General features: G+C 69.7%; 21 protein-coding genes. 11 read left to right on the top strand and 10 right to left on the bottom strand.

The window, feature by feature from the left end:
* The first annotated feature begins 259 nt into the window (after positions 1-259).
* The 11 genes from DID98_RS25900 (at position 260) to DID98_RS25950 (ending at position 9,803) form a co-directional block, all read left to right on the top strand.
* Positions 260-823: an RNA polymerase sigma factor gene (locus DID98_RS25900; protein ID WP_040144687.1), complete on the top strand. Its 564-nt coding sequence runs from the start codon at positions 260-262 to the stop codon at positions 821-823.
* Positions 820-1,245: a DUF3619 family protein gene (locus tag DID98_RS25905; protein WP_044844675.1), complete on the top strand. Its 426-nt coding sequence runs from the start codon at positions 820-822 to the stop codon at positions 1,243-1,245. The genes DID98_RS25900 and DID98_RS25905 overlap by 4 nt, the downstream gene beginning before the upstream one ends.
* A gap of 30 nt (positions 1,246-1,275) precedes the next feature.
* Entirely contained in the window at positions 1,276-2,037 is a 762-nt protein-coding gene (locus DID98_RS25910; protein ID WP_124571640.1) for a DUF3106 domain-containing protein, read from the top strand.
* Positions 2,038-2,043: 6 nt separating this feature from the next.
* Positions 2,044-2,556 carry an RDD family protein gene (locus DID98_RS25915; RefSeq protein WP_124571641.1) on the top strand — a complete coding sequence of 171 codons (513 nt, stop codon included), beginning with the start codon at positions 2,044-2,046 and terminating at the stop codon, positions 2,554-2,556.
* 276 nt (positions 2,557-2,832) lie between these two features.
* Positions 2,833-3,771 (top strand): UDP-2,3-diacylglucosamine diphosphatase, encoded by a 939-nt coding sequence (locus DID98_RS25920; protein ID WP_124487222.1) that lies wholly within the window; start codon positions 2,833-2,835, stop codon positions 3,769-3,771.
* 30 nt (positions 3,772-3,801) lie between these two features.
* Positions 3,802-4,836, top strand: a complete 1,035-nt coding sequence (locus tag DID98_RS25925; RefSeq protein WP_124522482.1) for a glycosyltransferase family 1 protein — start codon at positions 3,802-3,804, stop codon at positions 4,834-4,836.
* The gene (locus DID98_RS25930) at positions 4,833-5,369 is read left to right on the top strand and encodes a diacylglycerol kinase (RefSeq protein ID WP_044844680.1); all 537 of its coding nucleotides are present in this window, start codon (positions 4,833-4,835) and stop codon (positions 5,367-5,369) included. The genes DID98_RS25925 and DID98_RS25930 overlap by 4 nt, the downstream gene beginning before the upstream one ends.
* Before the next feature lie 192 nt (positions 5,370-5,561).
* A complete protein-coding gene (locus DID98_RS25935) occupies positions 5,562-6,317 on the top strand; it encodes a TetR/AcrR family transcriptional regulator (protein ID WP_044844681.1) in 756 nt (251 codons plus the stop codon).
* Positions 6,314-6,895, top strand: a complete 582-nt coding sequence (locus DID98_RS25940; RefSeq protein WP_124571642.1) for a TIGR00730 family Rossman fold protein — start codon at positions 6,314-6,316, stop codon at positions 6,893-6,895. Before DID98_RS25935 ends, DID98_RS25940 begins: the two co-directional genes overlap by 4 nt.
* A gap of 22 nt (positions 6,896-6,917) precedes the next feature.
* The gene (locus tag DID98_RS25945; protein ID WP_124522480.1) at positions 6,918-7,679 is read left to right on the top strand and encodes an SDR family oxidoreductase; all 762 of its coding nucleotides are present in this window, start codon (positions 6,918-6,920) and stop codon (positions 7,677-7,679) included.
* A gap of 228 nt (positions 7,680-7,907) precedes the next feature.
* The gene (locus tag DID98_RS25950; protein WP_124487220.1) at positions 7,908-9,803 is read left to right on the top strand and encodes a glycosyl transferase; all 1,896 of its coding nucleotides are present in this window, start codon (positions 7,908-7,910) and stop codon (positions 9,801-9,803) included.
* A 102-nt stretch (positions 9,804-9,905) separates the two neighbouring features.
* On the opposite strand, the gene DID98_RS25955 is transcribed toward DID98_RS25950, so the two are convergent.
* The 10 genes from DID98_RS25955 to kdpC form a co-directional block, all read right to left on the bottom strand.
* Positions 9,906-10,523 carry a DUF924 family protein gene (locus DID98_RS25955; RefSeq protein ID WP_044844684.1) on the bottom strand — a complete coding sequence of 206 codons (618 nt, stop codon included), beginning with the start codon at positions 10,521-10,523 and terminating at the stop codon, positions 9,906-9,908.
* Positions 10,520-11,251 (bottom strand): alanyl-tRNA editing protein, encoded by a 732-nt coding sequence (locus DID98_RS25960; RefSeq protein ID WP_124487219.1) that lies wholly within the window; start codon positions 11,249-11,251, stop codon positions 10,520-10,522. The genes DID98_RS25955 and DID98_RS25960 overlap by 4 nt, the downstream gene beginning before the upstream one ends.
* A 104-nt stretch (positions 11,252-11,355) precedes the next feature.
* Positions 11,356-11,766: a group II truncated hemoglobin gene (locus DID98_RS25965; protein ID WP_044844686.1), complete on the bottom strand. Its 411-nt coding sequence runs from the start codon at positions 11,764-11,766 to the stop codon at positions 11,356-11,358.
* A 42-nt stretch (positions 11,767-11,808) separates the two neighbouring features.
* On the bottom strand, positions 11,809-14,424 hold the full coding sequence (locus tag DID98_RS25970) for an FtsX-like permease family protein (protein ID WP_185640891.1): 2,616 nt from the start codon (positions 14,422-14,424) through the stop codon (positions 11,809-11,811).
* Positions 14,421-15,038 carry a DUF4126 domain-containing protein gene (locus DID98_RS25975; protein ID WP_044844688.1) on the bottom strand — a complete coding sequence of 206 codons (618 nt, stop codon included), beginning with the start codon at positions 15,036-15,038 and terminating at the stop codon, positions 14,421-14,423. Before DID98_RS25975 ends, DID98_RS25970 begins: the two co-directional genes overlap by 4 nt.
* 215 nt (positions 15,039-15,253) lie before the next feature.
* Positions 15,254-15,574 carry a quaternary ammonium compound efflux SMR transporter SugE gene (sugE, locus tag DID98_RS25980; protein WP_044844689.1) on the bottom strand — a complete coding sequence of 107 codons (321 nt, stop codon included), beginning with the start codon at positions 15,572-15,574 and terminating at the stop codon, positions 15,254-15,256.
* Between the two features lie 179 nt (positions 15,575-15,753).
* Positions 15,754-16,038 carry a DUF333 domain-containing protein gene (locus DID98_RS25985; protein ID WP_044844690.1) on the bottom strand — a complete coding sequence of 95 codons (285 nt, stop codon included), beginning with the start codon at positions 16,036-16,038 and terminating at the stop codon, positions 15,754-15,756.
* Positions 16,039-16,195: 157 nt separating this feature from the next.
* Positions 16,196-16,894 (bottom strand): two-component system response regulator KdpE, encoded by a 699-nt coding sequence (gene kdpE / locus DID98_RS25990; RefSeq protein ID WP_124571643.1) that lies wholly within the window; start codon positions 16,892-16,894, stop codon positions 16,196-16,198.
* The gene (locus DID98_RS25995) at positions 16,887-19,730 is read right to left on the bottom strand and encodes a sensor histidine kinase KdpD (RefSeq protein WP_044844691.1); all 2,844 of its coding nucleotides are present in this window, start codon (positions 19,728-19,730) and stop codon (positions 16,887-16,889) included. Before DID98_RS25995 ends, kdpE begins: the two co-directional genes overlap by 8 nt.
* A gap of 162 nt (positions 19,731-19,892) precedes the next feature.
* Positions 19,893-20,474: a potassium-transporting ATPase subunit KdpC gene (gene kdpC / locus DID98_RS26000; protein WP_124571644.1), complete on the bottom strand. Its 582-nt coding sequence runs from the start codon at positions 20,472-20,474 to the stop codon at positions 19,893-19,895.
* Between the last annotated feature and the right edge of the window lie 20 nt (positions 20,475-20,494).

Raw genomic sequence — 20,494 nt, forward strand, 5'->3', positions numbered from 1 at the left:
GGCTTCTTGGGCCAGCCTCAAATGAGACCATCACTTCATGTTGCGAATCGCTGACGATAGCGGGTCATGATTGGGTCGTCAAGCAAAATATCCCGCAGCGCATCATGCGCCCCGCCCGGCGGGCCGCGGACGCGGCTCGCATGCAACGGGGCGAGCCGCAACCGGTGCCAAGTCGCGCGAAAATTTGTTAGCATCCGCGGGTTTTACGAAATTTTTCGACCTTTCACACGCCGCAGTCCGCAGCGCATACCTTTACGGAATGGCATCAGACAAGGAACTCGCCGACTTTCTGGCGGGCGTCGAAAGGCGCGCGTTCAAGCAGGCTGCGTACGCCGTGCGTGACGACGATGCGTCGCTCGACATCGTGCAGGACGCGATGATCAAGCTGGCGGAGAAATACGGCGACCGGCCGGCGGCCGAACTGCCGCTGCTGTTCCAGCGGATCCTGCAGAACGCGATCCACGACTGGTTCCGCCGGCAGAAGGTCCGCAATACCTGGGTCACGCTGTTCTCGTCGCTCAACAATACGGACGACGAGGACTTCGATCCACTGGAAACGCTCGAGTCGGCGGACGACAATGCAGGTGTCGAGAGCACCGAGCACCGCCTCGAGCGGGAGCAGGTTCTGGCCCTGATCGACGAAGAAATCCAGAAACTTCCGACGCGTCAACGGGAAGCGTTCCTGATGCGTTATTGGGAAGATATGGATGTCGCCGAGACTGCCGCCGCAATGGGGTGCTCCGAAGGCAGCGTCAAGACGCACTGCTCGCGAGCCACCCATGCCCTGGCGCAAGCGCTCAAGGCCAAAGGAATCACGCTATGAGCTCCGCTCCCGTAAATCGAGAACACGAATTCGCGCTGAAGGTCCGCCGCGCACTGGACGAACGTGCCGCGGCGCTGCCTGCCGCGACCACCGATCGTCTGGCCGTCGCGCGCCGGGCCGCGCTCGCGCGCAAGAAGCCGGAAGCCGCCACCGCGCCGGTGTTCGTGCCCGCCTTCGCCGGTGCCGCCGCCGCATACGGCACGCCGCCCGCGAGCCGTCCGCAGACGTCGTTCGCGCGCCGCCTGCTGCGCGCGTGGCCGCTCGCGCTGCTGCTCGCGGGGCTCGTCGGCATCGCGTACTGGGAAGACATGCAGCGCACCGCCGAACTCGCCGACATCGACGCGGCGATGCTCAGCGACGACCTGCCGCTCAACGCGTATCTCGATCACGGGTTCAACGCGTATCTTTCGCACACACGCTAACAAACAGACAATAACGAGGGGATCGCACGGGTGAGTCAGAAACGCGGCCTGGCCGTATTTTTCGGATGCGTGATCGCGATCGCCATTTCCTACGTCGCCACCTATTCCCGATTCAACCCGCCCCCCGCGACGGTCTCCGCCGCGGCCAGCAGCGCGCCCGCGCCGACCTCGGCCGCGGCCGGCCTGACCACCGAACTCGCCCCGCTGCCCCTGCCGCTGCCGGCCGCCAACGGCCCGCTCTCGTGGGCGCGCCTGACGCCCGCGCAACGCGCGGCACTCGCGCCGTTCGCCGATCAGTGGGATGGCTTCAGCGATGCGCGCAAGCGCAAATGGCTGAAGATCGCGTCCCGTTTCGCGAAATTGACGCCCGATGAGCAGAAGCACCTGCAGGACAGGATGTCCGAGTGGGCGCGGATGACGCCCGAGCAGCGCCGCGTCGCGCGCGAGAATTACCAGAGCGCGAAGGAGCTTTCCGCGCAGGCGCGCGAGCGCGCATGGAAGGCCTACCAGCAACTGCCCGAAGAACAGAAGCAGCGCCTCGCCGCGACCGAGCGCCGGCGCCGGCCGAGCGTCGTCAGCGCGCCGCCGACCGTCGCCGACCGCGACGTGCGCCGTCTCGTCAATTCGCACGAACATCCGGCGAGCAATCCTGTTCCGGCGCCGGCGCCCGCATCGGCCGGCGCCGGCGCGCCGCCGGTGACCGCATCGGCCACGTCCGGCACCGCCCCCGCACCCGCGACCGTCACGCCCGTGTCGCCGGCCGACGCGCCGTCGATGTTCAAGGGTTCCTGACCCGCCGTGGCAAGCGCCCCCGCAACCGAGGCCCCGGCCGTCGCCGCCGCGCCGTCCGTGCGGCGGCGCCTCGCGGCGATGCTGTACGAAGCCGTGCTGCTGTTCGGCGTCGTATTCTTCGCCGCCCTCGCCTTCAGCCTCGCGACGCAGCAGCGCAACGGCCTCGTCCATCACAACCTGCTCGCCGCGTGGATCGCACTCGTCGTCGGCGCGTACTTCGTCTGGTTCTGGACCCATGGCGGCCAGACGCTGCCGATGAAGACCTGGCGGCTGCGGCTCGAATCGTCGAGCGGCCGGCCGCTGAACGCCGGCCACGCGCTCGTCCGCTACGCGCTCGGCTGGCTGTGGTTCCTGCCGCCGCTCGCGCTGCATCCGCTCCTCGGCCTGTCGGTGCCCGTCACGCTCGCGCTCGCCGCCGCGTGGATCGTCGTATGGGCCGGCGCCGCCTGCCTGCATAGCGATCGCCAGTTTCCGCACGACCGCATCGCCCGCACACGCGTCGTCGCGATTCCGCGCTGACCCGCGCGGTTCGCGTTATCGCGTGATCGCGGGACGGCTCCGTGCATTCATGCATTCGCACATTCATCAGACAAAACCCCTCGAAACCGCCCACACGCCCGCCCCGCGCGGCTTGCACGGCAACCGCAGACCGGTCGGTTCGGCAGATTACGCAACATCGCCACATTCACTGCTAAACACGCCGCGACGACAGTAATAAGAACGTCTCGTGACTGTCACGGCATGGTCACGCCCGCATGGCGCAATGCCGGTAATGTCAACCGGCGCGAGTCATGCATGGGCCAGAAAACGTCCGCGACCTCCCTGTTCCGTCAACCGCTCGGCGCCCGCGCCGTCACTGCCTTCCTGTCCGGCTCGGCCGCAACCGATGCCCTTTCGCCGCACGAACCGGCGGCCGCACACGTCACGCAGCGCGACGACCCCGAGCCGTCCACGCATCGCTACCGCACGATCTGGCTGTCCGACATCCATCTCGGCTCGAGCGGCTGCCAGGCGCCGTACCTGCTCGATTTCCTGCGCCACAACGATTCGGAATACCTGTACCTCGTCGGCGACATCATCGACGGCTGGCAGCTGAAGAAGGGCTGGTACTGGCCGCAGGCGCACAACGACGTCGTGCAGAAGGTACTGCGCAAGGCGCGCAAGGGCACGCAGGTCGTCTACATCCCGGGCAACCACGACGAAGGCGCGCGGCAGTTCTGCGACCTCGCATTCGGCGACATCCAGGTGCGCGGCGAGGCGTTCCACACGACGCTCGCCGGCAAACGTTTGTGGATCGTGCACGGCGACCTGTTCGACGGCGTGATCCAGCACGCGAAATGGCTCGCGTATCTCGGCGACACGCTCTACACGCTGATCCTCGTGCTGAACCGCTGGTTCAACCGGATCCGCAGCCGGCTCGGGTTCCAGTACTGGTCGCTGTCACAGTACCTGAAGCACCAGGTGAAGAACGCGGTGAACTTCATCTCGCAGTTCGAGACCGTGATGACCGACGAGGCGCGCCGCCGCGGCTGCGACGGCGTCGTGTGCGGGCACATCCACAAGGCGGAGATCCGCGACATCGACGGCGTGCTGTACTGCAACGACGGCGACTGGGTCGAGAGCCTGTCCGCGCTCGTCGAGACGATGGAAGGCGAACTGAAGGTCGTCTACTGGACGGCGATGCGCACCGCGCCGTCCGTTGCCCCGTCGCGCAAGGCCAAGGCCACTGCCTGACACAACTCCACTTACAGGACACATGCCGCGATGAAGATCATGATCGTCACCGACGCGTGGGAACCGCAGGTCAACGGCGTCGTGCGCACGCTGAAGAGCACCACCCGCGAACTCACCGCGCTCGGCCACCGGGTCGAAATGCTGACGCCGCTGGAATTCCGCACGGTGCCCTGCCCGACCTATCCCGAGATCCGCCTGTCGATCCTGCCGTACCGCAAGCTGCGCGCGCGGATCGATGCGTTCGCACCCGACGCGCTGCACATCGCGACCGAAGGCCCGCTCGGCCTCGCCGCGCGACGCTATGCACGCGCGCGCAAGCTGCCGTACACGACCGCGTATCACACGCGCTTTCCGGAATACGTGCAGGCGCGCTTCGGGATTCCGCTGTCGGCGACCTACAAGTTCCTGCACTGGTTCCACGGGCCGTCGCTCGCGGTGATGGCGCCGACCCCGGTCGTGAAGCAGGACCTCGAGAAGTTCGGCTTCACGAACGTCGTGCTGTGGACGCGCGGCGTCGATCTCGACATCTTCCGGCCGATGGAGTCGAAGGTGCTCAACACCGCCCGGCCGATCTTCCTGTACGTGGGCCGCGTCGCGATCGAGAAGAACGTCGAGGCGTTCCTGCGCCTCGACCTGCCCGGCTCGAAGTGGGTCGCGGGCGAAGGTCCGGCGCTCGCCGAGCTGAAGTCGCGCTACCCGGAAGCGAACTATCTTGGCGTACTGTCGCAAGCCGAGCTCGCCAAGGTGTATGCTGCGGCCGACGTGTTCGTGTTCCCGAGTCGCACCGACACGTTCGGCCTCGTGCTGCTGGAGGCGCTCGCGTGCGGCACGCCGGTCGCCGCCTACCCCGTCACGGGCCCGATCGACGTGCTGGGCGGGGGCGATGCCGGCGCGATGCACGAAGACCTGCAGGAAGCCTGCCTGGAGGCGCTGAAGATCGAACGCGAGACGGCCCGCGCGTGGGCCGAACGCTTCTCGTGGCGCGCGGCGTCCGAGCAGTTCGCGTCGCATCTGAAGCCGCTGCCGAAGACTGCGTACTCGCCCGCCGAAGGTGCCGCCGTTTGAAACGAGACCTGAACGACAAGACCCCGTCCCCTGCCATCACGGCGCCACTGCATCGTCCGTTCGACGAAGAAGAGCCGCACGCCGACGCGGACGTGCACCCGCACGAACCGCTCGGCCCCGACGATCGCCTGGCGCCGCTGCCGCCGAACCCGTACAAGCGCCACCGCGGCATCACGCGCGCGTGGTACGCGCTCAAGCATTCGCTGAACGGGTTTCGCGTCGCGATCCGCGAGGAGAGCGCGTTTCGCCAGGAGCTCACGCTCGCCGCGCTGATGCTGCCGATCGGTGCGTTCTCACCGGTCCCCGCCGCATCGCGCGCGCTGCTGATCGCGTCGGTGCTGCTCGTGCTGATCGTCGAGCTGCTGAACTCGAGCGTCGAGGCTGCGATCGACCGCATCTCGCTCGAGCGCCACGAATTGTCGAAGCGCGCGAAGGATCTCGGCAGCGCGGCGGTCACGGTCGCGCTGTTCGCGTGCGTGACGACGTGGGGCTTCGTGCTCGGGCCGGTGATCGCCCGCTGGCTCGGCTTCTAGCAACCCCCGCGACGCCGCCCGCGTGCGGCGGCGCACCATGCGTGGAACGCATCGCGATCACGAAATGCGCCCGATGCAAGGAAACCGCGGTTTATAATCGTCCGCCAGACTTAGAACAGCAACCCGCGCCGGACGAATCCCGCAGCATCGATTGCAGCGCCCGCCAGTCCGGCACACACAGGGCCGGACGACATGGAAGCGAAACCTCCCCGCCGCACCCGCGAACGGATTCTCGAGTTGTCGTTGAAACTCTTCAACGAGATCGGCGAGCCGAACGTCACGACCACGACGATCGCCGAGGAAATGGAAATCAGTCCAGGCAACCTGTACTACCATTTCCGCAACAAGGACGACATCATCAACAGCATCTTCGCGCAGTTCGAGCAGCAGATCGAACGGCGGCTGCGCTTCCCCGAAGATCACCGTCCGACGATCGACGAGACCTGGTCGTACCTGCAGTACATGGCCGATTTCATGTGGACCTACCGGTTCCTGTATCGCGACCTCAACGACCTGCTCGCGCGCAACCGCACGCTCGAGACGCACTTCAAGCAGATCATCAGTCACAAGGTGCGCTTCGCGCACGAGATGTGCGAACTGCTCGTGTCCGACGCCGAAATGGTCGCGACGCCCGCCGAGATCGAAGTCATCGCCACCAACATGGCGGTGATCTCGACGTACTGGCTGTCGTATCAGTACGTGATGCACCCGCGCAAGTACAACGACCAGGACGCGATCCGCGAAGAGCTGCACCAGGTGAGCATGCACGTGATCTCGATCATGGCCCCGTACCTGCGCGGCCGTTCGCGCCAGCTGTTCGACGATCTCGTCTCCGGCAAGCTGCCCAAGCGCCAGTTCACCGACTACCTGCCGCCGCGCGACGGTTCGCCCCGCCCCGCGGGCAGCCCGGTCGCCGCCAAGCCCGCCGCGAAGGATACGAAACAATGAAGGCAGTCTGTGTTTACTGCGGCTCGTCGTCCGGCGTGCGGCCCGTCTATGCGGACGCCGCGCGCGCATTCGGCCGCGCGCTCGTCAATGCGGGCCTCACGCTCGTCTACGGCGGCGGCCGCGTCGGTTTGATGGGCGTGATCGCCGATGAAGTGATGGCGGCCGGCGGCCGTGCGGTCGGCGTGATCCCCGAGTTGCTCGTCGACAAGGAAGTCGGCCATACCGGGCTGTCCGAGCTGCACGTCGTACCCGACATGCACCACCGCAAGAAGATGATGGCCGACCTGTCCGACGCGTTCGTCGCGATGCCCGGCGGCGCCGGCACGCTCGAGGAATTCTTCGAGGTCTATACGTGGGCGCAGCTCGGTTATCACCGCAAGCCCGTCGCGCTGTACAACATCGATTCGTTCTACGATCCGTTGATCGCGCTGCTGCGCCATACGGTCGACGAAGGCTTCATGCGCCCGGCCTACTTCGACGCACTGTGCATCGACGCCGAACCGGTCGCGCTGATCGAACAGCTGCGCCGCTACCAGCCGCTCGCCCAGGAAAAATGGGCAACCGACGCGGCCAAGTAACGTTCATCGGGAGCCGCACGCGATGCCCGCACCGTCCGAGCGCAAGGCCGTCCTCATCACCGGCGCGAGCCGCGGCATCGGCCGCGCGACCGCCGTGCTCGCGGCCGGGCGCGGCTGGGACGTCGGCATCAACTACGCGCGCGACGCGGCGGCGGCCGAACTGACCGCGCAAGCCGTTCGCGACGCCGGCGCACGCGCGTGCGTCGTCGCCGGCGACGTCGCGAACGAAGCGGACGTCATCGCGATGTTCGATACGGTCGCGACCGCGTTCGGTCGCCTCGACGCGCTCGTCAACAATGCGGGGATCGTCGCGCCGTCGCTGCCGCTCGCCGACATGCCGGTCGAACGGCTGCGGCGGATGTTCGACACCAACGTGCTCGGCGCCTACCTGTGCGCGCGCGAAGCCGCGCGCCGGCTGTCCACCGATCGCGGCGGGCGCGGCGGCGCGATCGTCAACGTGTCGTCGATCGCGTCCCGGCTCGGCTCGCCGAACGAGTACGTCGACTACGCGGGCTCGAAGGGCGCGGTCGATTCGCTGACGATCGGCCTCGCGAAGGAACTCGGCCCGCACGGCGTACGCGTCAACGCGGTGCGCCCCGGCCTGATCGAGACGGAAATCCACGCGAGCGGCGGCCAGCCGGGCCGCGCGGCACGCCTCGGCGCGCAGACGCCGCTCGGCCGCGCCGGCGAAGCGCAGGAGATCGCGGAAGCGATCGTCTGGCTGCTCGGCGACGCGGCGTCTTACACGACGGGCGCCCTGCTCGACGTCGGCGGCGGCCGGTAATCCCGCCCCAAAAGGCGGAAAAACGGCCGACCAGGGCCGTCCGTGGTCACGACACCACAAATCTCCACAATATCGCGGCTGTTTCAGTAAACATCCGTAACGGTTCCGTGTTCTACTAGCGCCAAGCCAAAAACGGCCGGTCATCCGGCTGTCATTTCGCCTCGATGCGACCCTTATTGGTCCCGGCCCATGTCGCCGGACCGGCTTGACCCGACCGAGATCTTTTCCATGCCAGGAACCGCAGCGCCCGGCCGGCGACGCACGGCCGTGCCCGCTTCGGCCGCGCACGCACGCTCAGCCGCCGATCCCAACCTCAGCGCGACACTCGATGGCGCCGGCACGCCTGCCGTGGCCGGCGCCGCCGCACCGAACGCCACCCGCGATCGCGTCCTCCGGCTCGGCTGGCGCGTCTGGCTGCTGGTTGCCGCGCTGGTGTGCGCGTATACGCTGCCGGGCGTGCTCGGCCACGATCCGTGGAAGCAGGACGAAACCTATACGTTCGGCATCATCCAGCACATGCTCGAGACGGGCGACTTCGTCGTGCCGACCAGCGCCGGCCAGCCGTTCATGGAAAAGCCGCCGCTCTACGCATGGGTCGCGACGAGCCTCGCGTGGCTGCTGCAGCGGGTAATGCCGCTGCACGACGCGGCACGGCTCGCGAGCGCGCTGTTCGCGGCGCTCGCGTTCGGCTTCATCGCTCGCGCGGCCCGCAGTGCCGGCCGGGCCGACAGCTGGCTCGACCTGCGCGTGATCGGCCCCGTCGTGCTGAGCGCGGGCACGCTCGTCGTGATCAAGCACGTGCACGACATGATGACGGACGTCGCGCTGTTCGCCGGCACCGCAATGGGCTTCTGCGGGCTGCTCGAGCTCGTGATGCGGCACGTCGCGCAGGCGCGGCAGATGCGGCACGGGCTGCCGGTGCGGCCGTCCGGCCGCTGGGCCGCGCCGCTCTTCGGCGCGGGCGTCGGCATCGCGCTGATGGCGAAGGGGCTGTTCGTGCCGCTCGTGTTCGCGGCCACGCTCACGGGCGCGCTGGTGCTCTACCCCGCCTGCCGTACGCGCGCGTTCGCACGCTCGCTCGGCGTCGCCGCGCTGGTGTTCGCACCGTTCGCGCTCATCTGGCCAACCGCGCTGTTCCTGCGTTCCGAGACGCTGTTCATGACGTGGTTCTGGGACAACAATGTCGGCCGCTTCTTCGGATTCTCGGTGCCGGAACTCGGCGCGGAAAACGACAAGCCGTTCTTCATCCTGCGTGCGTTCCTGCTGCTCGGCTTCCCGGTCGCGCCGCTCGCGATCGCCGCGCTGGCGCGAGGCGCATGGCGCGACTGGCGCACGCCGCGCATCGCGCTGCCCGTGCTGTTCGCCGGGATCGGCCTCGCGGTGCTGCAAGTGTCCGCGACCTCGCGCCAGCTCTACATCCTGCCGTTCTTCGCGCCGCTCGCGCTGGTCGCCGCGCAGGCGATCGACCGCCTGCCGCGCGGGCTGCATCTCGCATGGGACTACCTGAGCCGCCTGCTGTTCGGCACCGTCGTCGCGCTCGCGTGGATGATCTGGGCGGTCATGGCCGATCCCGGTGCATCGCGTGCGAACCTCGCGGTGCTCGGCCGCTGGCTGCCGCTCGACTGGACCATGCCGATCGTGCCCGGGCTCGTGATCGGTGCGCTCGCGCTGACGGTCGGCTGGCTGTCGCTGCTGCCGAAGCTGCGCACGACCGGCCTGTGGCGCGGCGCGCTGTCGTGGGGCGCAGGCGCGCTGGTCGCGTGGGGTCTCGTTTATACGCTGCTGCTGCCGTGGCTCGACGTCGCGAAGAGCTACCGGTCGGTGTTCGACGACCTGAACGCGCATCTCGCGCTCGAGTGGAGCGACGGCGACTGCATGGCGAGCCTGCACGGGCTCGGCGAATCGGAAGCGCCGATGATGTACTACTTCTCCGGTATCCAGCACACGCCGATCGACGACGCGAAGACGACGCGCTGCACGTGGATGATCGTCCAGGGCGTGCGGGCCGTCGATCCGGCACCGGGCAGCGAATGGAAACTGTTCTGGACCGGCGCCCGCCCGGGCGACGACGAGGAGCTGCTGCGCGTCTACGTGCGCACGCCCGAAGCGCACGAAACGAAGTAATGCAAGGCGGCGCCGCAAAACGGCGCCGTCGTCATGTCCGGAAGACCAGCGCAAGCGGCGCGCAAGCGCGGCTTCATGCCCGCCATCCCGCCACCCCGCCCGTCAAAACGACGAGCCGGGCTCGCGCAGGAATGCCGCCTCCGCATCGGTCGATGCACGGCCGAGAATCGCGTTCCGGTGCGGAAAACGGCCGAAACGCCCGATCACGGCCGCATGACGCAACGCGAAGTCGTGATAGCTCGCACACCCGGCCTCGCCGCGAATGCCAGCGCACAGGCGCACGGCCTCGCGCTGGCTCGCGTCCGACTCGTCATGTTCGAACGGCAGGTACGCAAACGCGCGGTGATGGCCGCTCGGCAACTGCGCGTCCCACCCGGCCGCGACGACGCGCCGCGCGAGCGCCAGCGCTCTCGGATCGGCGGCGAACGCGCGCGGCGTGCCGCGGTGAATGTTGCGCGAGAACTGGTCGAGGACCACGATCAGCGCGAGCGCGCCGAGCGGCGTGTCGGCCCAGTGATCGCACGCGCCGTCGCACGCTGCGTCGAGCAACGCACCGTAGCGCGTACGAAGCACGTCGTCGAACGCCGCGCCGCCGTTGAACCACACCTTGCGCGCATGGCCGAACGCCGCCGAATCCGGTTCGCCGAACCAGAAATCGAGAATCTCGCGCGCTTGCGGATCGAGCGCCGCGGCGCTGTCCGTCAGGTTGTCGATCGTCATGCAAACTCCAGCACGAGGCGCCGTGTCCGCGCACTCTTCTTTTCAAGTCTGGCGACCCGCAGGTCGCCGATTTCCGACGTATTGCGCACATGCGTGCCGCCGCACGGCTGCAGATCGACACCTTCGATGCGCAGCAGCCGTACGCGGCCCAGCCCCAGCGGCGGCTTCACGCTCATCGTGCGCACGAGTTCGGGGCGCTCGGCCATCTCCGCGTCGGTGATCCATTCGGTCGTGACCGCATGCGCGCCGTGGACCAGTTCCGCGAGACGGCGCTCGACGTCGACGCGGTCGATCGTGTCCGACGTCGCGAAATCGAGCCGCACGTAGTCGGCCGTCACGCTGCAGCCGTCGACCGGGTAAGGCAGCACCGCGCACATCAGGTGGGCGGCCGTATGCAATCGCATGCGCCGGTAGCGGCGCAGCCAGTCGATGTCCGCGACCACGCGCGCGCCGGGTGCGAGCGCCGCGACGCGCGCTTCCTGGCCCGCCTCGGGCACGTGCACGGCATCGTCGGGCGTTGCGCCTTCGAACTTCGCCTTGCGCGTGTCGACGATCGCGATCGTGCTGCCGTCGGGCAGCGTCAGCGTGCCGCTGTCGCCGGCCTGCCCGCCGCCGAGCGGATAGAACACGGTGCGGTCGAGCCGGATGCCGTCTTCGCCGACGGCCGCGACGACGGCCTCGCACTGCGTCAGATAGGCATCGTCGCGAAACAGGGCCTGGGTCATCATCGGGCGAACCTCGTATCGATGGGGAAACGACCAGTGTCGCGCCGCACCGCGCCGGCCGCCCAGACGCAGTTCGCCCGGCGTCCGGACAGCGGCGTACCGGTCGATCAACCGGGCCGGTTGCGCATCCAGTCGGCCGTGTCGTAGAACGAATGCATGAGCCGTTCGCGCAGCGGCTCGGGCAACCCGACGTCCTCCATCGCCCACGCCATGCAGCGCAGCCACTGATCGCGCTCGACCGACGCGATCGGGAACGGCAGGTGCCGGGCGCGCAGCCGCGGATGGCCGAACCGGCTGATGTAGTGATCGGGGCCGCCGAGCCAGCCGCACAGGAACCAGAAAAGCTTGTCGCGCGAGCCGTCGAGCGACGCCGGATGCAGCGCGCGAATCTCCGCGAACTCGGGCTCGAGGTCCATCAGGTCGTAAAAACGGTCCACCATCTCGCGCACGCGGGCTTCGCCGCCCACGAGCTCGAACGCCGTCGGCTGCGACGGCGCTTCATCATTCACATCGGTCATACGGATAATCGGAAACGGGATAGTCGGGGCCGCCGGCGGCGCTCAAGCGTCGCGCAGCGACTGCAGCGCCGGGCGCCGCAACACATTATGCAGGCTCAGCCAGCCGGCCGCACCGGCGCACGCGACGCCGGCCGCGATGCCGGCCGGCACGAGCCACGGATCGACGGCGAGCCGGAACTCGAACACGCGCGACGCGAGCACCCAGCCGACCGCGATCGCCCCCGCCGCAGCCAGTGCGCCGGCCAGCGCGCCGACGACGATGAATTCCGCGCGCTGCACCGCATTGACCTGCGCGCGCGACGCGCCGAGCGCGCGCAGCAGCGCGGCCTCGCGCACGCGCTCGTCGCGCGAGCCGGCCAGCGCCGTGTACAGCACCAGCACGCCCGCCGCGAGCGTGAACGCAAACAGGAACTGCACCGCGCCGACCACCTGCAGCATCATCCGTTGCAGCTGCGCGAGGATCGGCGCGATGTCGATCGCGGTCAGGTTCGGGTAGCGCGCGATCAGCGGATCGAGCAGCGCCGCCTGCTCGGCCGGCAGGTGGAAGCTCGTCAGGTAGACGGCCGGGAAATCCTTCAGCACCGGTGGCGGCATCAGCACGAAGAAGTTGACGCGGAACGTGCCCCAGTCGAGCTTGCGCACGCTGGTGACCGGGGCATCGATCGTCAGCCCCGTCACGTCGAAGCGCAGCGTGTCGCCCGGCTTCACGTTCAGCGTCTGCGCCAGCCCGGCCTCGATCGAGATCTGCGGGCTGGCCGAATTGCCGAACCAGTCGCCTGCGACGATCCGGTTGTCGGGCGGCAGCTCGGTCGTATACGACAGGTTGAACTCGCGATCGACGAGCCGGCGCGCCTCGTCGGACGGATACGCTTGCGGGTTCACCGGCTTGCCGTTGATCGCGACGAGCCGGCCGCGCACCGTCGGCGCGGGCACCGCATCGCGCACGCCGTGCGCGGCGAGCCACGCCGCGACGTCGTCGCGCTGGTCGGGCTGGATGTCGATCAGGAACTGGTTCGGTGCATCGGGCGGCATCGACTGCCGCCAGCCGGCGACGAGATCGTTGCGCGTGATCGCGATCAGCAGCAGGCACATCAGGCCCAGCGCGAGCGCGGTGATCTGCAGCGCGCTCGCCGTGCCGCGCCGGTGCAGCGACGCGAGCGCATAGCGCCAGCCGATGCCCGCCGCCACGCGCGCATCGCGCACCGCGCGCGCCGCCGCGTACAGCACGAGCCGCGCGATCAGCGAGAAACCGACCAGGGCGCCGGCGAACCCGCCGGTGACGATCAGCCCGAGCTTCAGGTTGCCCGCCGCGACGATCAGCAGCCCCGCGAACAGCACGACACCGAGCGCATACGCGGCCCACGCGGTGCGCGACGCGTCCCCCCAGTCGCGCCGCAACACGCGCACCGGCGGCACGCGCGTGAGCGGCGCGAGCGGCGGCAACGCGAAGCCGAGCAGCAGCACGAGCGCGGTGCCGATACCGACGAGCGCGGGCCAAAGCGTCGGCGGCGGCAGCGCGACGTCGATCAGGCCGCCGAGCGCCGCCAGGAGCGCCCAGTGGCCGCCGTAGCCGAGCACCGCGCCGGCGACGCCCGAGACGATGCCGAGGCCGGCGAATTCGAGCGCGAACAGCGCGCCGAGCGTGCGCCGGCTCACGCCGAGGCAGCGCATCGTCGCGCAGCCGTCCAGATGGCGCCGCATGTAGCGCTGCGCGGCCATCGCGATCGCGACCGCCGCGAGCAATGCGGTCAGGAGCGCGACGAGCGTCAGGAAATGGCGCGCGCGATCGAGCGTCTGGCGCACCTGCGGCTGGCCTTCCTGCAGCGATTCGAGACCGACGCCGCGCAGCTTGCCGCCGTCGACGCGCCCGTGCGCATAGGCCTCGAAGCGCGCGACGGCCGGCGTGTCGCCGGCGACCAGCAGCCGGTACGTGACGCGGCTGCCGTAGCCGGTGAGCCCGGTCGCGGCAAGCTCGTCCGCGCGCATCATCAGCCGCGGCGAGAAATTGACGAACGAGAAGCCGCGATCGAGTTCGCGGGAGATCGACGCGGCGACCGTGAACGTGCGCAACCCGACACGAACGGTATCCCCCGCCTTCAGATGCAAAGCATCGAGCAGCGCGGGATCGGCCCACACGGTGCCGGGCGCGGGAATCGCGGCCGCCTTGTGCGCGGCGGCGGTGCCGGCCGGCACGATCTCGACCGCGCCGCGCAGCGGATAGCCGGGCGACACTGCCTTCACGGCCGCGAGGCGCGCGGGCGCCGCGTCGCTCGCCTGCCGGCCGGCGGCCGACGCGATCATGCTCGGGAAGATCGCGGTCGTCGCGGTGCGCAGGCCGAGTGCGCGCGCCTCGCGATCGAACGACGGATCGACGGGATGGTCGGCACGCACGACGAAATCGGCGCCGAGCATCTGGCGCGCGTCGCGCTCGAGCCCCTGGCGCAACCGGTCGGCGAGGAAACCGACGCTCGTCAGCGCGGCGACCGCGAGCACCAGCGCGAGCACCAGCAGCGTCAGTTCGCCGGCACGCCAGTCGCGTGCGGTCATCCGTGCGGCCTGGCGGATCAGGTCGTGCCAGCCGAAGCGGCCGGCATGGCCGGGCCGCCCGGCCGGCGAAGGGTCAGGACGCTGCCGCTCGGCGGTTGACGGCGCCTTCAATCGCGCTTGCCCCCGATCGAGTTGAGCCGCGACACCATGTGGTTCGCCATCCCGCGGAAGCCGCCCGACACGCCGCGCCACAGACGCGGCAGCGCCCAGGCCGATGCCGCGATGAACGCCGCGAGCAGCACGAGGAACGCAAGCGGAACGAAGAACGCGAGTGCGAGGCCGCCGAACACGAGGCCGTCTTCGGTGGACGATGCGACCCAGTTCGAGATCGGCTCGGGAGACAGGTTGATCAGCGCGCGCGTGCCGGCCTTCGCGACGTGCGCGGCACCGGCGAGCGTGCCGCCGGCCAGCCCGGCGACCGCGAGCACGGTCGGGTCGGCATGGCCGAGCGCACCGGCGGCCAGCACCGCGCCGGCCGGAATGCGGATGAAGGTGTGGACTGCGTCCCACAGCGAATCGAACGCGGGAATCTTGTCGGCAAGGAATTCGGTGACGGCGAGCACGGCGGCGGCGCCGATGACCCACGGCGACGTCAGGACCGCCAGCGTGTCGGGCAGATGGAGCCAGCCGACCCGCGCGAGCACGCCGGCGATCAGCACCGTCAGGTAAAGGCGCAGCCCGCTCGCCCACGCGAGCCCCGCGCCGAGCGAAATGGCTTCGATCATGGCCCTCTCCTTGCACTTTCCGTGCGCTTTGCCGATTGATCGGATCGAGTCGGTATGACCGGCCGCGCGGCGCGTGGCAACCGGTGCCGCCTGCCGGGAACGGCGCAGCGGAATTCAGGCCCGAATGCGTTCCATTATAGACAGGCTGGCAGGCGGGCCGCCGCAATTCCGCAGTGCGTCACGGCCGGGCGCGGGCGCCGGCCGGCGCGGCGGCGTCACGCAGCCGACGACAGCTTCAGGCCGATCAGCCCGAGCACGATCAGCGACGCGCTCGCGACGCGGGCGGCGGTGAGCGCCTCGCCCATCATCACGATCCCGAACACGAACGCGCCGACCGCGCCGATGCCCGTCCATACCGCATACGCGGTGCCGAGCGGCAACTGGCGCATCGCGACCGCGAGCAGCCCGAAGCTGGCGAGCGCCGCCACGATCGTCACCACCGACGGTCCGAGCTTCGTGAAACCCTCGGACGATTTCATGCCGGCCGCCCAGGCCACTTCCAGCAAACCGGCGATCAACAACCATACCCACGCCATCTCGACGTACTCCGGATCGGATGGGGCCGTCCCCGTTGAAGCGAATGGCCCGGGGTCGTCCCCGGGCGGCGCCGAGTATAACAAGACGCTTACGGGCATGCCGGATGCGCCGGCCGGGGGCGAACGGGGGGATCGCGGCGACGCATGGCCCGCGCGCCGCCGCCCGGCCGCGCCCGGTCTCAGTTCGACACGCGTTTGGCGCCGCCGCCGCCCACGCAGCGGTCGTCGCGGTACAGCGCCCATTCGTCGCACACCCGGCCGTCCTTGAACACGCACATGCCGACCTGCCCGCTCGACAGGTTGCGGATCACGTGGCGGCCGCCGAGCTTCTCGCAGTTGACCGACGCGGGATTGGCGAGCGCCTGTTGCGGCGCCGAAGGCTGCTGCCCGGGCGGCAGCGGCTGGGCAAACGCGCCGGGCGCAGCGAGCGCCAGCGCACAGATGACGACCAGACGGACGGACATTGCACGCTCCTCGATTTCGTTCGCGGAACGGTCAGCATAGCGGGGAATCCGTGGCCGGTGTGCGCGGCCCGCGCATGCGGCGGCAATGTCGCGCCGATGCAACTTCACCGGCGTGCGGCCTTGCATTCCGGCCGCATCGCGCGGCATGCCGCGGACGTCACGCGGCGCCGACGAGCCGGTAGCCGACGCCCGTTTCGGTGACGATATGCTCGGGCTGCGCGGGATCGCGCTCGAGCTTCTGGCGCAGGTGCGCCATGTAGATGCGCAGATAGTGATGGCTCTCGACGTGCGACGGCCCCCACACGTCGCGCAGCAGCTGGCGATGCGTGAGCACGCGCCCCGCGTGCCGCACGAGCGTCGCGAGCAGCCGGTACTCGAGCGGCGTCAGGTGCACGATCTCGCCGTCGCGCCACACCTGGCGCAGCGCGAGATCGACGCTCACCGTGCCGAAGCTCACCTTCGGCGACTCGTTCGCGCCGCCCTGGTTGCGCCGGCGCAGTTGCGCGCGGATCCGCGCGCGCAGCTCGGACACGCCGAACGGCTTGGTCAGGTAGTCGTCGGCGCCGGCATCGAGCGCGGCGACCTTCTCCTCTTCCTGGGTGCGCGCGGACAGCACGATCACCGGCACCCCGGACCAGCCGCGCAACTCGCGGATCACGTCGAGGCCATCGGTGTCGGGCAGGCCGAGATCGACGATCACGAGATCGGGCTTGCGGGTCGCCGCGTCGATCAATCCCTGCTTGCCCGTCTCCGCCTCGAACACGGCGATGTCCTCCTCTTCGAGCGCGGCGCGCACGAAGCGGCGGATCTGTTTTTCGTCCTCGATCAGGACGACGGTCAGGCTCGGTTCACTCATGGTCTGGCAATGGCTCGGAGGGAGACGACGCGCCGGGCACGTCGATTTCGTCGTCGGGTACGGCAGGCACGGCCGGCGGCGTGTCGACCGGCAGCGTGAACCAGAAGCGCGCGCCCGTCACGCGGCCGTCGGGCGCGGTACGGTTGAGCGCGCCGATTCTACCGCCATGCGCTTCGACGATCGCGCGGCAGATCGCGAGGCCGAGCCCGATGCCCGGCGTCGCCGATTCCTTCTCGCCGCGCGTGAACTTGTCGAAGATCCGCGTTTCCATCCCGGCCGGCAGGCCCGGGCCGTGATCGTCGACGTGCACGCGCACGAAGGGCTGGCCGTCGTCGGTCACGCGTTCGGCGCCGATGTCGATCGGCGCGTCGGCCGGTGTGTATTTCGCCGCGTTCTCGAACAGGTTGGTGAACAGCCGCTCCATCAGCACCGCGTCCATCTGCAGGAGCGGCAGGTCGGCCGGCAGCGACACGCGCGCCGGATGCCGCGCGAGCACGCGCTTGCACGCGGCGAGCGCGGCGCCGACGGTTTCCTCGAGCAGCGACCACTGGCGCTTGAGCTGCAGGCTGCCGGCCTGCAGCCGCGCCATGTCGAGCAGGTTGGTGACGATGCCCGTCATCCGCAGCGCCTCGTCGTGGATCGCGTCGACCAGCTCGCCCTCGCGCTGCGCGAAGCGTTCGGCCGCCGCGGCGTCGCCGTCCTGCGCGGCCGCGCGACCGTTCGCGAGCATCGACGAAAAGCCGACGATCGTCGTGAGCGGCGTGCGCAGGTCATGCGAGATCGCCGACAGCAGCGAGTTGCGCAGCCGCTCGGATTCCATGTTGACGAGCGCGTCGCGCGCGATCTCGACGTAGTGCACGCGTTCGAGCGCAAGCGCGATCTGCGCGGCGAACGCGTCGAGCATCCGCTGCTGCTCGGGCACCTCGAGTTCGCGCGGCTCGCGCGACGCGACCGCGAGCACGCCGCGCGTGCGCATCGGCGCCTTCAGCGGCAGGTACAGCGCGGCGGCGGCGGGCAGCGTGTCGGTGCCGCGGCCGGCCGGCTTCTGCTGGTCGTACACCCACTGGCCGACGTCGCTGTCGAGATCCGCGCCCGTCAGCGTGACGGCCGCGTCGGGTTCCTCGATCTTCTGCCGCACCTGGTCCGCGCTGTCGGGCAGCAGGAACGCGACGCGCGCGCGGAACACCTCGCCCACGTGGCGGCTGCCGATCTCGACGATCTGCTCGGTCGTCAGCGCCGCGCCGAGCTCGCGCGCCATCGCGTAGATCGCGCCGGTGCGGCGCTCGCGGCGCTGCGCGATGCTCGCCTGGCGCGTCAGCGTCGACGTCAGGTGACTGATCACGAGCGACGTCAGCAGCATCCCGAAGAAGGTCAGCAGGTACTGCGTGTCGCTGACCGAGAACGACATGCGCGGCGGCACGAAGAAGAAATCGAACGCGGCGACCGACAAGAACGACTGCAGCACGCCCGGGCCGCGCCCGAGCCGCACGGCCGAGAACACGACGCCGAGCAGGTACAGCATCACGAGGTTCGTGAGGTCGAGCCGCTCGGACACGACGCTCGCGACACCGGTGATCGCCGCGCAGATCGCGGCGGCGTACAGGTAGTGGCGCGGCGGCGAACGCCGCAACCCGAATTGCGCGAACGCGTCGCGCCAGTCGCGTGCGCGCGCGTCGAGCGGCGCCGCGCGCACCTCGTCGCTCGCCGACGCGCGGATCAGCATCAGGTCGACGTCGCCCGCGCGTTCGGCGAGCTGTTCGCCGAACGGCCGCGCGAAGCGGCGCGCGAGCCCGACCTTCGGCGAGCCGCCCGCGACGAGCTTCGACACGTTGCGCACCTTCGCATAGCCGATCAGCGCGGCAACCGCGTCGTCGCCCGCGAGCGTGGCCGTCTCCGCGCCGAGCTCGGCCGCGAGTTTCAACGCGTCGAGCGTGCGCTGCCGCCGCGCGTCGGGCAGCCGCTGCAGCCGCGGCGTCTCGACGTACACGGCGATCCAGTCGGCCTTCAGGCTCGCCGCGAGCCGCGCGGCCGCGCGCACGAGCGTCGGCGCCTCGGGGCCCGGCCCGACGCACACGAGCAGCCGCTCGCGCGCCTGCCAGATGCGCTGGATCGAACGGTCGGCGCGGTACTCGCGCATCTGCGCGTCGACGCGATCGGCCGTGCGCCGCAGCGCCAGCTCGCGCAGCGCGATCAGGTTGCCCTTGCGGAAGAAGTTGCGCACCGCGCGCTCGGCCTGCTGCGCGAGATAGACCTTGCCGTCGCGCATCCGCTCGAGCAGCTCCTCGGCCGGCAGGTCGACCAGCGTGACTTCGTCGGCCGCGTCGAACACGCGGTCGGGCACGGTCTCCCACACGCGGATGCCGGTAATCGCGCCGACCACGTCGTTCAGGCTTTCGAGGTGCTGCACGTTGACGGTGGTGTACACGTCGATGCCCGCGTCGAGCAGTTCGTAGACGTCCTGCCAGCGCTTCAGGTGGCGCGCGCCCTGCACGTTCGAATGCGCGAGTTCGTCGACGAGGATCAGTTGCGGCGCGCGCGCGAGCGCGCCGTCGAGATCGAATTCGGCGAGCGTGCGGCCGCGATACTCGATGCGCGCGAGCGGCAGCACGTCGAGGCCGTCGAGCAGTGCGGCGGTTTCGCCGCGGCCGTGGGTCTCGACGATGCCGACGACGACGTCGACGCCGTCCTGCAGCCGCTGGCGCGCGGCCTGCAGCATCGCATAGGTCTTGCCGACGCCGGCGGACGCGCCGAAGAAGATCTTCAGCTGGCCGCGCCGCTGCTTTTCTTCGTCGCGCTGCAGCTTGTCGAGGAGTTGGTCGGGATCGGGGCGGTTCATGCGTCAGGAAGGCGAAACGCGGGATGGCGAACGAGTACTGTCATTGTGGTTCCAAATCGCCGCAAAAGGCAAAGACGGCGCATGCGCCGTCGGACAAGCGCGTGCGGCGCGGATCGGGCCGCGCCGCACGCCGGTTGCCGCGCCGGGAGCCCGGCCGCGCGTTCAGTGCGCGGCCTGCGCCGCGTCGAGCGCGAGGTTCAGCTTCAGCACGTTCACGCGCGGCTCGCCGAGCACGCCGAACTGGCGGCCCGCCGTGTTCGCGGCGACGAGCTGCGCGACCGCGTCGGCGGTCAGGTTGCGCGCCTTCGCGACGCGCTCGACCTGGTACGCGGCGGCGGCCGGCGTGATCTCCGGATCGAGGCCGCTCGCCGACGCCGTCACGAGGTCGACCGGCACGGGCTTCGACATGTCGGTGCCGGCGTCGCGCAGCGCGGCGATGCGCGCCTTCACCTGGTCGGCGAGCGACGGGTTCAGCGGGCCGAGGTTCGAGCCGCCGGAGCCGGTCGCGTTGTACGGCATCGGCGACGTGGCCGACAGGCGGCCCCAGAAATACTTCGGCGCGTCGAACTGCTGGCCGATCAGCGCGGAGCCGACCGCGCGGCCGCCCTGCTCGATCAGGCTCCCGTTCGCCTGCGACGGAAACACGGCCTGGCCGAACACGGTCATCACGGCCGGATAGGCGAGCCCCGTCACGGCGGTCAGGACGACAAAGATCACGACGAGCGGGCGAATCAACGTTTTCATGAGGGTTCCTTCAAATGCGG

Origin of the sequence: Burkholderia sp. Bp8984, from assembly GCF_003853755.1 — a bacterium.
Taxonomy (GTDB): domain Bacteria; phylum Pseudomonadota; class Gammaproteobacteria; order Burkholderiales; family Burkholderiaceae; genus Burkholderia.